Annotated in this window: 10 protein-coding genes; 6 read left to right on the forward strand and 4 right to left on the reverse strand. The window is 61.7% G+C overall.

What is annotated here, in order from left to right:
* The first annotated feature begins 327 nt into the window (after positions 1-327).
* Positions 328-1,413, forward strand: coding sequence for a glycosyltransferase family 4 protein (locus tag PQQ52_RS22970; RefSeq protein WP_408216282.1), 1,086 nt, complete (start codon positions 328-330; stop codon positions 1,411-1,413).
* Positions 1,414-1,438: 25 nt separating this feature from the next.
* Here the strand turns inward: PQQ52_RS22970 and PQQ52_RS22975 are convergent, their stop codons facing one another.
* The 4 genes from PQQ52_RS22975 to PQQ52_RS22990 form a co-directional block, all read right to left on the reverse strand.
* On the reverse strand, positions 1,439-3,829 hold the full coding sequence (locus PQQ52_RS22975; protein ID WP_408216284.1) for a hypothetical protein: 2,391 nt from the start codon (positions 3,827-3,829) through the stop codon (positions 1,439-1,441).
* Positions 3,830-3,993: 164 nt separating this feature from the next.
* Positions 3,994-4,446 (reverse strand): GDP-mannose mannosyl hydrolase, encoded by a 453-nt coding sequence (locus PQQ52_RS22980; protein ID WP_408216287.1) that lies wholly within the window; start codon positions 4,444-4,446, stop codon positions 3,994-3,996.
* A 72-nt stretch (positions 4,447-4,518) separates the two neighbouring features.
* Complete coding sequence (locus tag PQQ52_RS22985) at positions 4,519-4,668, reverse strand: hypothetical protein (protein ID WP_408216290.1); 150 nt, start codon at positions 4,666-4,668, stop codon at positions 4,519-4,521.
* Positions 4,669-4,846: 178 nt separating this feature from the next.
* The gene (locus PQQ52_RS22990; protein WP_408216293.1) at positions 4,847-7,150 is read right to left on the reverse strand and encodes a hypothetical protein; all 2,304 of its coding nucleotides are present in this window, start codon (positions 7,148-7,150) and stop codon (positions 4,847-4,849) included.
* Between the two features lie 801 nt (positions 7,151-7,951).
* Between PQQ52_RS22990 and PQQ52_RS22995 the strand changes: the two genes are divergently transcribed.
* The 5 genes from PQQ52_RS22995 to PQQ52_RS23015 all read left to right on the forward strand — a co-directional run bounded on the left by PQQ52_RS22995 (position 7,952) and on the right by PQQ52_RS23015 (position 15,566).
* Entirely contained in the window at positions 7,952-8,938 is a 987-nt protein-coding gene (locus PQQ52_RS22995) for a GlxA family transcriptional regulator (protein ID WP_408216593.1), read from the forward strand.
* A 103-nt stretch (positions 8,939-9,041) separates the two neighbouring features.
* On the forward strand, positions 9,042-10,631 hold the full coding sequence (locus PQQ52_RS23000; protein ID WP_408216295.1) for a sugar phosphate nucleotidyltransferase: 1,590 nt from the start codon (positions 9,042-9,044) through the stop codon (positions 10,629-10,631).
* A 58-nt stretch (positions 10,632-10,689) separates the two neighbouring features.
* Entirely contained in the window at positions 10,690-12,075 is a 1,386-nt protein-coding gene (locus PQQ52_RS23005) for an undecaprenyl-phosphate glucose phosphotransferase (protein WP_408216298.1), read from the forward strand.
* A 67-nt stretch (positions 12,076-12,142) separates the two neighbouring features.
* Positions 12,143-13,282: a polysaccharide biosynthesis/export family protein gene (locus tag PQQ52_RS23010; RefSeq protein WP_408216301.1), complete on the forward strand. Its 1,140-nt coding sequence runs from the start codon at positions 12,143-12,145 to the stop codon at positions 13,280-13,282.
* Between the two features lie 49 nt (positions 13,283-13,331).
* The gene (locus PQQ52_RS23015; RefSeq protein WP_408216304.1) at positions 13,332-15,566 is read left to right on the forward strand and encodes a polysaccharide biosynthesis tyrosine autokinase; all 2,235 of its coding nucleotides are present in this window, start codon (positions 13,332-13,334) and stop codon (positions 15,564-15,566) included.
* Positions 15,567-15,569 lie beyond the last annotated feature (3 nt).

The raw sequence follows: 15,569 nt of genomic DNA on the forward strand, positions 1-15,569 counted from the left end.
CAAACAGAAGTGGGGTCGAAAAGATTTGCAGCGGATACCTAACTATACGAATTGGTGTAAACCGCAGCGTAATGGGCGATAGCGCTCATTCCATAGCGGATGAAAACTTGGAGATGGCGGAAAAGTGCTGGGCCTTCGGTGTAAGGTTTCCTCGCGATAGTGACTTCGCGGCGGAACTGTCGCTGTTTTACGGAGATGAGGTCGCGCCTCGCGAAAGAGACGCGCCAGATAGACGATGATGAGGAGCGAGGTTTTTTGGGGCCGGTACTTGCTGGTTGGAATGTTTATCCGCTGCGCAAAAAAGGCGGTTGTCCAGAGAGATAAATCGTGAGAATTCTTCAGTTGGTTCACGCACCGCGACTATCCGGGGCTGAGGTACTTGTAAAGGGGCTCGCGATTCATCATCAGCGCGGCGGCCATGAGGTCTGCATTGCATCACTGCTTCCACAGCAGGACGATTTCCTCGACATTCGCGCTGAACTTCAGGCCGCGGGCGTCACCTGCCTGTTCCCGAGCGTCCACTACGGCAGGCTGGGCAAACTGCTGCATCTGTATCGCGTGGTCCGTCAATTCCGCCCCGACTTTATCGTGGCGCATGCCACGCTCGCCGCACTCTACGTGCGTCTTCTGCCCGTGCACACGCCGATCGCCTGGGTGATGCACTCCGGCGTCAACGACTTCGAGAACGGCGCGCTCAAGCGGGCCGAGCGCCTGTTGTCCAGGCGAGCGAGAGCGATCATCGGTGTGTCGCAGCAAAATATTGACGACTACCTGCGAGAGATCGGCAAACATCCGGCTATGGTCGTGATCCCGAATGGCGTGGACGCGTCACTGTTCGCCGAGGACGGCGGCACGTCGGCACTGGATATCGAAGTGCCCGCCAAGCAGATTGTTCAACTGGGCCGCTATATAGAAGGGAAAAGTCAGTTGGACACGGTTCGCGCGTTCGAGCGTGTCGTGCAGAGCGAGCCCGAGGCGCGTTTGCTGCTGTGTGGTGTCGTCGAAGATATTCCCTATCACCAGGCGGTGCTGTCGCTCGTTCGTCAGCTTGGGTTGGACAGCCGCGTGACGGTGTGCGGGCCGCGCTCGGATGTCGCCGCGATCCTTCGCTCCTCGCGCGTCTTTGCCATGCCTTCCCGATTCGAAGCGCAGAGCATTGGTTTTCTGGAGGCGCTCGCCTCGGGCATTCCGGTCGTGGCGAGCCGGATTCCGTCGTTCGGCTTTGCCAGTGGATTCGCCGGTGTCAATCTCGTCGATACGGCCGATCCCGAGGCCTACGGCCGTGCGTTGCTCGGGGCACTGGATATGCCGCGCGCGAACCGGCAACTGGCGGGATACACATTGCATGACACGGCAGATCGTTATATGAAGATCGCGCGGCAGTTCGTCCGGCCGATGCAAGTCTCAGCATGAACCGCCTCGGATCGACGGGATCGCGCTACTGTGCCAATCGGTCGATCCGCACCGTCTCCGAGAACCGGCCCGGTAGCTCACCAAGATCCTGAGCTGCGCCCAGGGCGAAACCCACGCCTACCGGATAAGTTGTCAGCGCCGGTGCGCCGCCGGTGAAATAGAAATCGCCAAGCGTCGCGTCAGTTCTTCGATAAAGCACGAGCTCCGCATTACGCTTGTCACGCACGAAAGCCGGGATAACATCCGACCACGACATGCCGTGCAATGTCGCCGCGTGGGCCGGTACGCTCGCCGCGTCAGTCGTGTCGAGCGTGGCAATGTCGATGGCCGCGTCCTCGTTCGTTCCATCGAGATGCGGTGTCAAAAGAATCAGCGTATTGCTCGCGTTGCCCCGCACGGCGCCTACCGTCACTTTGACGAAATCAGGTGGGAAACTCGCCGGCAATAGTTTGCGTTCGCCGATGGTCATGCGTGTGCCGTCGTTGGCGAGTTGCGTCATCGCGAGCCGACCGTCAGTGGTATCCATCGCGACCAGTGACGCACGTGACCCTGGTTCCTGGATTGGTAGAAGATTTGCGTTCTGTCGCAAGGTTTTCGCCTGTGCCATGAGCGCCGGCGCTGAACCCAATGAACCCGATGAGACCGTGGAAGACGCTATCCAGAGGTCGAGCCCGCTATCGGCTCGCTTCTGCGCGATCAACACGCCGGCGCGCCCCGTTCCGCTAAAATCCGCTGCCACGTATTGCTGCGTCAACTCAGGCTTGAACGCGTTGCTGGTCTGGAGCCAGAGACGTGGCGCTTCGAAGCGATCACCTGTACTCCGAAGCAACCAGAACGCTGTGCCGCCGCGGCGCGCGGTGATGACCATCAAGTCCGCTTTGCCGTCGCCGTCGAAGTCGCCGAGCAGGAAGCGTGCGCTGTCGAAGCACAGCTTGTCATTCGCGCAACTCGGCGCCATGGCGCGAGGATCGAATGGAACGGTGCTCGCGTACCAAAGCGCAGGACGCGACGCTTTCATGAGCGACGCCATATACACGTTGAATCCGGGTCCGTCGTGTTGTCGCTGCACATAGACCGCGGCTTGCTCGCCGGTGCCGTCGATGTCGCCAACCATTGCAGTAGCGAGCCGAAGATCGGTTGCCTGGGTGTGTTGCGTAGTCGCCCAACGGTAGCGCGTGGTGAGCTGCGTGCAGCCCCGCATGGTGAGCTTGCCGTCGTTTTCGCCGAGACAGTGTCGCTGCGGGGTATAGATGAGACCGAAGTCCCATGGTGTCCAGCGTTGCGCCATGTCCCATTGATCGCAGGTCTCGGAGGTTAGATAGCCGTCGCGTTCGGCGATGCATTGCGAAGTCGCGACGCTGACAAGCGCGGCGTTGCGCGTATTGCCCGGATAGACGGTCAGCGGGTCCCAGCGCCATTGTTGCGAGGAGGAGCCCGTGCACGCGGCGAGTGCCGGCGTCTGGTCGCTGCCCGCGGCAGTCAGACAGCGGCTCGTCGCCGCATTGAATAGCTGAATAGGACGCGACTTGAAATCCGCAATGCGATGATCGCTGCGATCGCCCAATGCATAGCGGCGCGCGACCCAATTGCCATCCCACTGAAACTCGCCGAATACATGGGCGAACTCATTGCCGTCGACGGAAAAATAGCTGGCGACGATATCGCGCTTGCGCTGAACTTCAGCCGCCGGAACATTGCTGGGCCAGTCGCCGGTCGGATAGGTGACGTGGTATTCGATCGGCACGCTTCTGTTCAGCGTCTGGGCGACGTGGCGCGCGATGCGCGCGGCGTAGATGTGATCGGGATGCTCAAGAAACGGTACGGTGTCCGGATTGAGCGTGTAGATCTGCGACGCCTCGGCGAGTATCGCTTTCAGCGTGGCTGACAAGGCGGCCCGATCGTATTGCACGCGCACTGAGCCGTCGGCGTTCATGGGATAGGTGGCGAGCGTGGCGTGTTGTTCCCACAGGAGGCCGAGCGGCACGCGGCCACCCCGTACGGCACCGCCGGGCAGCCGGAGTTCGAGCAGACGGACCTGCGGCTTCGCCTTCAACACCATCTGATGCACGAGCTTGCCGGCGATCGGAATATTCGTTTCGATCCATTCGTCAGGTGCCCCCGCCATACGCGCATAAGCGAGCCGCGAGGCTCGCTCGCGGGTTTGCACGTAAGCGAAATCCGCACCGTTGGCGCCGCCGATCAGATGCACGGTGGTGATGCACCAGCCGGCGTCGAGCCGCTCGCTGATGCCTGGGTCCACGAAGAGCAGATCGTCATCAAGGTGGGCGACGACCGTGACCAGCGTACCGGCGCCGCAATCCGCCGCTTGCGCCGAGCCGGGCAGGAGAGCGAAGAAGAGTAGCGCCAGAAAGGCAATGGATGAATCGCGAACGAGCCTGGTTGCCGATGATCGCATGTTGATCCGAACCCTGACGGAGAGTTCGATCATACTGTACCGGCATGGGCCGCCACGTTGGCGAACTCACAGTTGGCGGCACTTTCACGTGCCGGCTATGGGTCATCCAGGCGCTGGAGTTGTCGGCGCCGACGGTAGCCTTGGCACAAGCGGCGAAGCTGGCGCTAGCGGAAATAAGCCTTGGTGTTCTCGTGAACATCGGCACGCGCGAGCAGCGCCGACGGCGCGAGCCAGAGGTATTCACTGTGCTGATCAAGCCGGCCGACTGAGACGGTGCTGGCGAACTGCAGCGCATAGGCGAGCACGATGTAGTGCGTCGACACGTCAGGCTCGGCTGCGAAGTTGTCTTTGTAGTGATGCTCGAATATGCCTTCAAAGCGTGCGGCCGAGCGCGTCAGCCTCGCTATGCCTAATTCGGCGTCGGCAATGCGTGCGAACGCGGCGTCGAGCGTTTCGTCTTTATGAATGCGCCCGCCAGGAACGAACCAGGTGCCGCGAGCGGGGCGATTGCGACGATGACCGATCAACACGCGGCCCTCGGCATCGCTGACGATCAGATCGATCGCGACCAGCGGCGTCAGACGCACCACGTCCAGGAAATCGATCTCGGTCAGCATGTCATCTCCTGCGGGGCGTGCGCCGGGTAAGCGCGGGTAAGCGCGGGTGATCGTGAGGCATTCCTGAAGGCGCTAGTAGTCGCGATGATGCTCATCGTCCCGGGTGAGACGCTCAGAGACGGACGCGAGCAGCAATGCGATCAGAATCGCGCCGAGCGTGGCGAAGAGAAACGCGCCGGCCATCGCGGCGAGCACCAGCATCGTCCATGCGAGGCCGCTCATTTCTCGGCTCCAGCGCGTTGATATGCACGCGAACCAGCACCCGCCTGGATTCTACGTGCGCAGACAACGCGCTGCCCTGTCACATCACGCCGAAGTATCGGCACATCGCGACAGCGCCAGCGGTGTCTAATCAAGGAAGCGCCCGCCGCGGTCATTACACGCACCATGCACGGCAAATCTAGCGGGAAACGTAACCCTCCGGGGTCGTGACCGCATCCTTGAACACGCCGGCGTTGAAGGAGACGACATAGATCGGCGTTGGCGACAGCTTGAGGCTCGCCACGCCGTCGCGATACGGTAGGGTCGATGCGTTGCCCATCATGTCCAACACTGTGACGTCGCCCGACGTGCCGGGGGCATCGACGCGCAGACGATAGTCCGCGCTCTGGCTCGCGCTGAAGCCGGTTTTGGCGTTCCATGCGTCGTTATCGTGCGTCCACAGCGCGGTTACGATCCTGCCGCCGCCGAGCCGGCGGAATGCGTACGCGTAGACGCCTTTGGGCAAGCCCTTGAGTGGCCCGAGCGTATCTGTTCCGTCGATGATCCGCGTCATCGCCGCCACGGCGAGCGCGGCAGGTTTGGGGCTGATGCGGGCGGCGCCGTAGGCGCCTTCCGGATGGTCGAGTTCGAAGAAGAGACCGTAGCCTGGCGCGGCGTCCGGCATGTCCGCGAGGTAGAACACGTAGGTCATGTCCGCGCCTTCGCCGAGCAGGATCAGATGCGTGCGCGCGACGACCGCCGCTTGTGCGTACAGCACGTTCGCGCCTGGATAGTTCTTGCTGTACGCCTGCCCGATGTCGTAGCTGATACCGGTTTCGGTGACGAACAGAGGCGCGCCGGGTTTCAGGTACTGACGCATCTCATGGCGCAGCGCCCGCATCGCGGCAGGTAGCGCGCCTGGCACGGTGCCGAGATTCCCCGGGTCGGCGACGCGCTCTGGGGGATGCGACGGCGTCGTGCCGATGTCGTAATAGCCATGAATGGTCATACCGTCCATATAGCGGCCGATGCCGAGCGGGCCGAGGCGGCGCATCCACGTCACGTTGGCCTGCACCGACGCGTACGTCACCCCCATCACCACGGCATGCGGGTCCGTCTGATGAATGCCCTCCCACACGGCCTTATACATCGCGATGAAATTCGCGTCGGAATCGCGCCAGGGCAGTCCGCCATCCGCGTCGGGTTCCCATGTCACCTGATAGTAGTTGTCGCGCTGTTTGGGAAAGTAGGTCATCCGCGTGCGGTTGGACTCGGTGCCGACTTTGGCCATGTAGTCCTTCATTTGCGCGAGCGAGGTTGGTGCATAGCTGTGCGTCTCTTTGCCGGTCGGGCTGGCCCACTGAGGAATACCGTCGAGCTGGATCAAACGCATGATGTCGCCGCGCCGGAAGTAAGGGAGTAACTGCTTGCTGGCGGGATCGAACGTGCCCGCGTTTTTCGGCTCTTCCATGTACCAGTTGCGGTTGTCGTTGGCCCACGAAAGGCCGAGCGCCGTATAGACCGGCCGGTAGCCATCGCCGTCGCAGCAATGCTGTCCGGGCGCAAGATAGGCGGTGCCCTGTCCGCCGAATCGATGCAGGTCTTCGTAAGGAAAGCGTACGGCTGGTAAAGCAGTGGACGTGTCGGGCAGTACGCCGAAAGTGGCGATGCCCGCAGGACGCGTACCGCGCGATTCGAGTTGACCGTGTGCCTGTTCCAGCGAAGCGGACACGGCGAAGTAGCCGGCAACGCTCGACGCGCAACTGAGGGTCGATAGCGTGGCGCCCGCCGCGACGGGGAAGTGGCCGCTGGCGCGCACGGCATTCCAGCTGTCGCGAATCTGCCAGTTGAGTGTGTCGTTTTGCGTTGGACGTGTTGTGAAGAGGAGCGCGAAAGGCTTGTCCGCTGCGAACAGGCGCGTGCCATCGCTCGGCGTGTCCGCTTCCAGCAGGTCGCCGTTTGCGGGCACGCGCACCTGTGAAGAGGGCGCGGCGCAGCGCAGGCCCTGCCCGGGCGGCGCCTTCAATACAGTAGGTACGGTGGCTGCCGATTCCGGCGCGGTGTCTTTGTTCGCCGAGACAGCCGGGGCCGCTTTCGTTGGTGCGCCCGCATCGGCTGCGGCGATCGCGGTGACCGCAACCGCGCAGCGCTTCTCTACGCCGGGTGCCGGATCGCCGAACACGCCGTTATTGCAATCGGCACTGTTCGAGAACGTCTTTACGACATGCTGCTCTGCTGTGCCGTACAGCACGTCACGTGTGCCGTTGAAGCGGCACGTGCCGTATTCCGCTGCGCACGGCGTCCACTTTCTGCCGTCGACCGTCAGATCGGCACTGCTTGCGCTATCAGGACCGGCTGAAGTACCCGCCGCGCCGCACGGCAAAGTCGCGAAGCCCAGCAGGATGAATGCTGCCGTCGAGGCAGCGGCGCGCAGGACTAACCCGTGAGCCGCAAAGGCGCTGGCGAGTGTTCGCGGCGCGCGATATTCGCGTACATTCGACATGTGTTTCCCGTGTCGTTCGACATACATGTTCCGGCGACAACGCGTCGCTGAATCGCTAGTTGACCAGGCCAGACCCGCCTCAGGCTACCTCGTATCGCGATCTGTTGCGGAAACCGCATAGGCTATTTCCGCAATTCGATGGCGGAATTGCACCGGCTCTCATCCGACAGAATCCGCCATTGGCCCGTCTATTGCCGGGCGAGATAAAAGTGTCTTATTGCTGTGTTTCACGTTTGAAACATTAATCGTCCTGTTTATATTCTCTCGATCTAATAACAACGAATTAAATAATTTTGCCCAGCGCGAAAGTGATTATATTGGAGACTGTTTTAGATATCCCGGCTTGCCGGGCATATCGTCAGAAGAAAGTCCCGCTGGAATCCATTAGAACAATGGCTGGTGCAAGTAAGGCGGCTGCACTCATTCTGACAATGTGACAGGAATAAGTCACTTCAAATCCGCGGAACGTCGGGCGGATCAAATTGCAACTCAAGCATTTCGAGTGGCGATTGTATGTGCGCCAACACACGAAAAATCGTATTAATCTGTATTGAGATTCGCGAAACGTAAATTCATTCATATGTTGAATCGGTATTTAATTCATTGAAAAAATAGTAGTGGAACAATTGTTCCGGGAATAACTGGCCGGCCACCATATCGAAACGCCAACATGTCTGCACTTTCGGTCATGGCGGCTAAATGCTTGATTGCAGATGGCTATGATGCACTGCACAGAGCATTCTGCTGTGTGGGCGTTCAAGGTTTAAAAGTAGATCCGTTTTCTGGTGAGAGAGGATGACTATGACCTGCGCGAGTCTCGAGTCCGCAATGTTGCGCTGGGTGCACGCACCGAATAAGGGAATGCGGCGCATCGCAATACTGATGTTCAACGACTGCTCGCTGCAGGGCGCGGGCGTGGTCGCCGAAGTATTCCAGGCCGCGAATGAACTGGCATCGTCCGGTTCGGGCGGCTGGTTGTATGACGTTTCCTTCCTATCCGCTGATGGCGGCATGGTGACCTCGTCATCGGCGCTGCGGGTCTGGACAGACGGACTCGACGCGCGGCATTACGGCGGCTTCGACGCGTTGTATGTAGCCGGCGGCAAAGGCGCATTCGCCGCATCCGGCGACGAGCGGCTGATCGCCTGGTTACGGCGGGTTCGCCGCAATACCGGCATGATCCGGCCGATCGCGGAAGGGCGCGCGCTACTCGAAGCGGCGTATGTGCCGGACGGCAAGGAAGGCAGCGATTTCCGCCAGCAGCAACCGATGCCGTCGCGCCAGACCGAGCAGAACGGCGATGCGGGTGACCGGCTCGAATCGATGAGAAGCGCGCTCGCCATGATCAAGCGCGACCTCGGCGGTGCGGCCGCTCGCACAGTGGCCGAGCGCCTGCTCGCCGATTCGTGCTCGAACCTCGCGCCACTGCTTGGCGAAGACGGCGGTTTGAGCCCTGGTGACAAAGTGCGCGCGGCGGCGCGCTGGCTGCAAGAGAATTGCCAGCAGTCAATTTCGATCGCCGACGCGGCTCAGTTCGCCGCGATGAGCGAGCGCAACTTCCTGCGTCGCTTCAAGATGGAAATGGGTATCACGCCCTCGAGTTTCCTGTTGCATGAGCGCCTTGCGGTGACCTGCAGCCTGCTGACCGAGTCGGAGTTGCCGGTGGACAAGATTGCCCGGCGCACCGGCATGGGTAACGGCGATCGTCTCGCGAAGGTCTTTCGCAAGCGGATGAGAATTTCCCCCACTGAGTTCCGGATTCAAAGCCGCCGCATGGTCGGCGGATAGCGTACGCGCCGCGAGGCGGCTGAGCGCGCTTGCCACGCGATATTTTGGTGCAGCACTTCGGTAAGTATTTCGTCGACTTCAGAAAACTTTAAGGAATGCGAATATGTTGACCAAGGGAACTGTGAGCGCCGCATCGGTGAACCCGGACAGCGCGAGCGCCGGGACAGCCGGTGCGCATTGCGCGCGCATCGTCCCGGTCATTCTTGCCGGTGGCTCGGGCACGCGGCTGTGGCCGGTGTCGCGTGAAAACTATCCTAAGCAACTGATCGACGTCGTCGGCTCCGACTCGCTGTTGCAGGCGACCGCGCGACGTATGGACGGCTTTCCCGCCGGCTGGAACGTGGATGTGTCGCCGATCATCGTGTGCGGCGAAGAACACCGTTTTGTGATTGCCGAGCAGCTTCTTGAAAACGGCGTGGACGCGCGTCTGATCGTCGAGCCCGCGCGACGCGATACCGCGCCGGCGTTGACGCTCGCGGCGTCGCTCGCGTGCAAGGACGGCGACGACGCAATTCTCATTGTGATGCCGGCCGACCATTCGATTGCGGATGTACCGGCTTTGCAAGGTGCGCTGGAACGTGCGGCCAGGTACGCAGAACGCGGTTTGATCGCCACACTGGGCGTGCCGCCCACGTGCCCCGATACGGGCTTCGGCTATATCCGCATCGGCGCGGAATTGTCTGATGGCGGTTATGCAATCGACGGCTTTGTCGAGAAGCCGGCGGAGGAAATCGCCGCGCAGTACGTCGCCGCGGGCACGTACTGGTGGAACGCCGGGATCTTTGTCGTGCGGGCACGTGTGTGGCTCGATACGCTGAAACGCCTGCAGCCGGAGATGCACGCAACCTGCGAGCGCGCATTTGCGAACGGCCGCACCGAAGGCGCGTATTTCCGTCCGTTAGTGGACGCTTTCCTGAGTTCACCCGCTGACTCGATTGACTATGCCGTGATGGAGCGCCTCACTGACGTGAGCGATGCGAGCGACCTGAGCGCGACGGAAGAGACAGCCGCGACCTGCGGCGCGGACCCGCAAGCGGCCGGTGCGAATCCATCAGGCGTCGTCGTGCGGCTCGATGCGGGCTGGTCGGATCTCGGGTCCTGGGACGCCGTCTGGGCCGCGATGGAAAAGGACGTTAACGGTAACGCCGGGCGCGGCCGCGTGACGTTCGAAGGCGCGGTGTCGAGCTACGCGCATTCTGAAGGCCGGCTCGTTGCCTGTGTCGGCACGACCAATGTGGTGGTGGTCGAAACAGCGGACGCCGTGCTGGTGGTCGACCGTTCGCACGTGCAGGACGTCAAGGGCCTGGTGTCGCGCATCAAGGCGCAGCACGCCCCCGAGGCCGATGCACATCGCAAGGTGCGCCGCCCGTGGGGCTTCTACGATTCCATCGACCGCGGCGAACGCTTCCAGGTGAAGCGCATCGTCGTCACGCCGGGCGCGAAGCTCTCGTTGCAACTCCATCACCACCGTGCCGAACACTGGGTCGTCGTGCGCGGCACGGCGCTCGTCACGCGCGGCGAAGAGCAGTTCCTGCTTAGCGAAAACGAATCGACCTACATCCCGCTCGGCACACGTCACCGGCTCGAAAACCCCGGGAAAGTGCCGCTCGAAATCATTGAAATCCAGTCAGGCACCTATCTCGGTGAAGACGACATTGTGAGGTTCAACGACAACTACGGGCGCTGCTCCTAACCGCACGTCCGGAATCATTTGCGGAAAAAGAACGAACGGCAAGAACGAGGTAAGCAAAATGCGCAAGTTTCAGGATTTGCTCGCGCGAGTTTTCGATGTCGCGTTGGTGCTCGCGGGGGCGGCGGTGGCGTCGCAGATCCGCTTCGACTACCTCGCCCAATCCGGGTTCTATTGGGCGCTTGTCATGTTTTCCGCCGCCTTTGCGTTGGCCATCTTTCCGGCGTTCGGCGTCTATGAATCATGGCGCGGCCGCTCCAAACTCTCGCTGGCCGGGCAGGTGTCGCTCGCGTGGCTGATGGTGCAGGGCAGTGCGCTTGTGCTGATGTATTCGCTGCACCGCATCGACTTCGTGTCGCGGCTGTGGTTCTCGTACTGGACCGCGGTGACGGGCGGCCTGCTGATCGCCTACCGGTTGATCACGCATGCGGTGCTCGCTCGGGCGCGCAGTGCCGGACTGAATCTGCATCAGGTCGCGATCGTCGGCAGCGGTTCGCAATGCGACGCGATCATCCGCCGGATCGATTCGGCGCCCGGCACAGGCTTTCGCGCCACGGCCGTCTACAACACGCGCCCGGACGTGTCTGCCGTAACCAGCGCACGGGTGCCTGTCTGCGCGACGGTGGATGCGCTTGCCGACTACATTCGCAGCAATGACGTGCACGAGCTCTGGCTCATGTTGTCGCTCGCCGAAGAGCCGCTGATCTGCAAGCTGATCAGCGAGTTTCGCGACGATCTGGTGAATATTCGCTTCATGCCGGACGTGCGCAGCATTGCATTGTTCGATGGCAGCGGCGTGATCGATCTGCTCGGCGTGCCGGCAATCAACCTCGTCGCGTCGCCCCTGTCGGCCAGTTCGATGCTGAAGAAGGAAATCTTCGACCGCCTGTTCGCCGCCGGGGCGTTGATTGGTCTCGCACCGATCCTGCTCGGCATTGCGATTGCGGTGAAGCTCTCGTCGCGCGGCCCGGTTCTCTTCAAGCAGAAGCGTAAAGGCGCGGACGGCCGCGTCTTCACGATCTACAAATTCCGCTCGATGCGACCGCATACCGAGCCCAAAGGCACGCTCAGGCAAGCGACGCGCAACGATGCGCGCGTCACGAGAGTCGGCGCATTTCTACGCCGCACGAGCCTCGACGAACTGCCTCAGTTTTTCAACGTGTTGCGTGGCGACATGTCGGTCGTCGGACCGCGTCCCCATGCACTCGAGCACGACGACCTCTATCAGAAAGTGGTCGCCGGCTACATCAATCGCTATCGGATCAAGCCGGGCATTACAGGCTGGGCGCAGATCAACGGCTTTCGTGGCGAAACCGACCGCATCGAGAAGATGGAGCGTCGCGTCGAACATGACCTGTACTACCTGGGACATTGGTCGTTCGCGCTCGATATGCGGATTATCGGCGCGACGATCGTTGCCGGACTGGTGCATCGAAACGCTTACTAAGTAGTTAACAAGCACGCTGGGCGCTCCCTCCCCCGAGGACAGTTTCCTGGCACAAGGAGGAAACACCATGAGCTCGCTTGGTATACGCACGGGAAGTCTCGTGATTTTCACAGTTACAGCACTGCTATCCGGCTGCGGGATCGTACCGGGCCAACAGATGATTACGCCAGCCGCGCTTCAGGACACGGGTGGGGACTACAGCACCGAAGCATCGCAGCAACAGCAGATACCGATTACCGATATCAATCTCGCGCTGCTGCGCAAGATGAACGCGGCGCAGACGGCCATGACACTGCCGCCGGAGACGACCGCGCTGTTCGGCAAACCGACGGCATATAAGGTCGGTCCTGGCGACGTGCTGCAGATCGTCGTGTGGGATCACCCGGAACTCGCCGCCGCGCTTGGCCAGCCCGCGCAGAACGCGAAGACGTCGGACGCCGCGCCTGGTTTTCTGATCGACGAGAACGGCGACGTGCAGTTTCCGTATGCGGGCACGGTGCATGTGGCCGGCAAAGATGTTGCGTCGATCCAGAGGGAACTGCATAGGCGCCTGAGCAACGTGTATCAGAAGCCTGAGGTGACGGTACGGGTGGCTTCGTTCCGGAACGCGCAGGTCTACGTCGACGGCGAAGTGCGCACGCCTGGCGCGCAGTCGGTTACCGACATTCCGCTGTCGCTGACCAGTGTGATCAACCAGGGCGGCGGCTTCAGCGCGAATGCGGATCGCAGCCGCGTTGAGCTGATCCGCAACGGTGTCACGTATCCGATCAACGTGGACGACCTGATCAAGCGTGGCCGCAATCCGTCGGACATCTACCTGCAAGCCGGCGACATGGTGCGGGTGGCTTCGCGCGAAGACAGCGGCGTGTATGTGATGGGCGAGGTCAACAAGCCCGCGACCATCATGCCGATGCGTAACGGCTCGCTGACGCTTTCGCAGGCGATCTCCGACAGCGGTAGCTTCGACTCGAACACGGCAGCGGCCAGACAGTTGTTCGTGATCCGCAATTCGACAAGCGCCTCACCGCAGGTCTATCACCTCGATGCGACCTCGCCGGTGTCCATGATCCTTGCCAATCAGTTCGAACTCCAACCGAAGGACGTCGTGTATGTCGGGCAAGGCGGACTGGTTCGCTTCAACCGTGTGTTGAACCTGCTGCTGCCGGCGATCAATGCGGCTGTGACGGGTGCCGTTCTTGCGAAATAACAACCGTGCAACGTGACCTTGAACCGCCGGGCTTTGTTGGGTGAAGAAAATGGCAATCAACTTCGAAAACCGCTATACCGACGTGTCCGGACCGGACGAGCTGCATCTGTCGGATTATCTGCGCACGATCGTGAGGGGCTGGCGCACGATCGTGATGGTGACGCTGATCGCACTCGCGCTGGGGTGCGCGTATGCCTTCCTCGCACCGCCGACGTATCGCGCGGACGTGCTGTTCCACGTCGAGGACAAGACGGCGAATGCCAACGCGAATGGCAAGGATTCCTTGCCGCCGCTTACCGGCATGTTCGACACCAAGCCCTCGACGGCCGCGGAGATCGAGTTGCTGAAGTCGCGTCTCGTCACCGAGGAAACGGTCAAGAACCTGCACCTCGACATTTCGGCGTCGCCGCGCACCTTGCCGCTGATCGGCGGGATGATCGCGGGGTTGATGAATGGGCAATGGGGTTTCAAGTTGCCATCGTTCATCAACCTGTCGGGCTACGCTTGGGGTGACGAGAGCATTGCCGTATCGCGCTTCGACACGTCGAAGGACTTCTACGACACGACCTTTACGCTGATTGCGGGCGACGCAGGTTCGTACGTGTTGCGCGACAAGAACGGTATCGCGATTCTCTCCGGCCATGTCGGTGAGACCGTGGAAACCGATACTGCCGACGGGCCGATCGCGTTGCACGTCGATAAGCTCGTTGGCGCACCTGGCTCGCGCTTCGAACTGCAGCGCGCCTCGACGCTCGGCACCGTGGATCGCTTGCAAAAGGCGCTCGTAGTCGCGGAGACCACGCTGCAGTCCGGCGTGATTCGCACCAGTCTCGAAGGCGGCGACCCCGCGCTGACCGCGGCGATCGTCAATAGCATGGCGCGTGAATTCGTGCGTCAGGATGTGGAAAGCCGTTCGACCGAGGCGGAGCACATGCTGGCCTTCCTCGATCAGCAACTGCCTGGTTTGCGCAAGGAACTCGACGACGCCGAGCAACGCTATAACAAATTCCGTAATGCGCACGGTACGGTCGATCTCGGTGAAGAGAGCCGCCTGCTGCTTCAGCAGGTTGTCGACAACAAGACCAAGCTGCTCGATCTGCAGCAGCAACGCGCGGAGATGACGCAGCGCTTCACGGCGAATCACCCGGCGGTAGCAGCCCTCGATGCGCAAATCGCGGCATTGCAAGGCGCGGCGGCCACCATGAACCGCAGCGTCGCCGTGATGCCGGATACCGAGCAGACGGCGTTGCGTCTGCTGCGCGACGTGCACGTCGATACGGAGCTCTATACCAATCTGCTGAATAGCGCGCAGCAACTCCGGGTGGCGAAAGCCGGCCAGGTGGGCAACGTGCGCGTGGTGGACTTCGCCGAAACGCCTGACGAGCCGGTGCGCCCGAAGCGCGTGCTGGCGATCCTGATCGCGCTCGGCGGCGGCTTGCTGATCGGCATCATGCTGACCTTCTTCAAGCGCGCGATGTACGGCGGCGTGGAACGTCCGGACGAGCTCGAAGCGGTGCTCGGCGTACCGGTGTTCGCGATCGTGCCGCGCAGCCAGATGCAGCTGCGTTTGCAGGAAAACGTCATGCTGCGCCGCCGCGGGCTTCACGTGCTCGCGCAGCAGGCGCCGGAAGACATCGCGGTGGAAGGCGTGCGCAATCTGCGGACCTCGCTGCAACTATCGCTCGATCACGCCGAGAACAACGTCGTGATGATCACGGGTTCGCGGCCCGACTCCGGCAAGTCGTTCCTGTCGGTGAATCTGGCGGCGCTGGTGGCGTCGGCCAACAAGCGGGTGCTGATTATCGACGGCGACATGCGGCGCGGCGACGTGCATTCGCATTTCGGCATCGGCCATCAGCCGGGGCTTTCGGACGTGCTGAGCGGCGGCGATCTCACGGCGATGATCCAGCGCGATGTGCTGCCCGGACTCGACGTGCTCGCCAAGGGCACGCTGCCCTCGCATCCGTCTGAATTGCTGATGAGCAAGCGCTTCGAAACGATGCTCGACGAACTGAAATCGCACTACGACATCGTGATTGTCGACACGCCGCCGGTGCTCGCCGTGACCGATTCGACGGTGATCGGCAAGTACGCCGCCACGACACTGCTGGTGGTGCGCCACGGCCGCCATCCGCTGAACGAGATTGCCGAGACGGCCAAGCGGCTGCTCAACGGCGGCGTATCGCTCAGAGGCGTGTTGCTGACCGACGTGCCGCAGGAAGGCGCCTTCCTCGGTTCGGGCTACCAGGGCGGTTATTACGGATACGACAGCATCGCCGGTTGAGGT

The sequence above is a fragment of the Paraburkholderia sediminicola genome (assembly GCF_046030555.1).
Lineage (GTDB): Bacteria > Pseudomonadota > Gammaproteobacteria > Burkholderiales > Burkholderiaceae > Paraburkholderia > Paraburkholderia sediminicola_E.

Coding starts and splice junctions, on each gene's coding strand:
- PQQ52_RS23015 (WP_408216304.1), top strand. CDS start 13,332: ATGGCAATCAACTTCGAAAACCGCTATACCGACGTGTCCGGACCGGAC.
- PQQ52_RS22980 (WP_408216287.1), bottom strand. CDS start 4,446: ATGCTGACCGAGATCGATTTCCTGGACGTGGTGCGTCTGACGCCGCTG.
- PQQ52_RS23010 (WP_408216301.1), top strand. CDS start 12,143: ATGAGCTCGCTTGGTATACGCACGGGAAGTCTCGTGATTTTCACAGTT.
- PQQ52_RS23000 (WP_408216295.1), top strand. CDS start 9,042: ATGTTGACCAAGGGAACTGTGAGCGCCGCATCGGTGAACCCGGACAGC.
- PQQ52_RS22975 (WP_408216284.1), bottom strand. CDS start 3,829: ATGCGATCATCGGCAACCAGGCTCGTTCGCGATTCATCCATTGCCTTT.
- PQQ52_RS22990 (WP_408216293.1), bottom strand. CDS start 7,150: ATGTCGAATGTACGCGAATATCGCGCGCCGCGAACACTCGCCAGCGCC.
- PQQ52_RS22995 (WP_408216593.1), top strand. CDS start 7,952: ATGACCTGCGCGAGTCTCGAGTCCGCAATGTTGCGCTGGGTGCACGCA.
- PQQ52_RS22985 (WP_408216290.1), bottom strand. CDS start 4,668: ATGAGCGGCCTCGCATGGACGATGCTGGTGCTCGCCGCGATGGCCGGC.
- PQQ52_RS23005 (WP_408216298.1), top strand. CDS start 10,690: ATGCGCAAGTTTCAGGATTTGCTCGCGCGAGTTTTCGATGTCGCGTTG.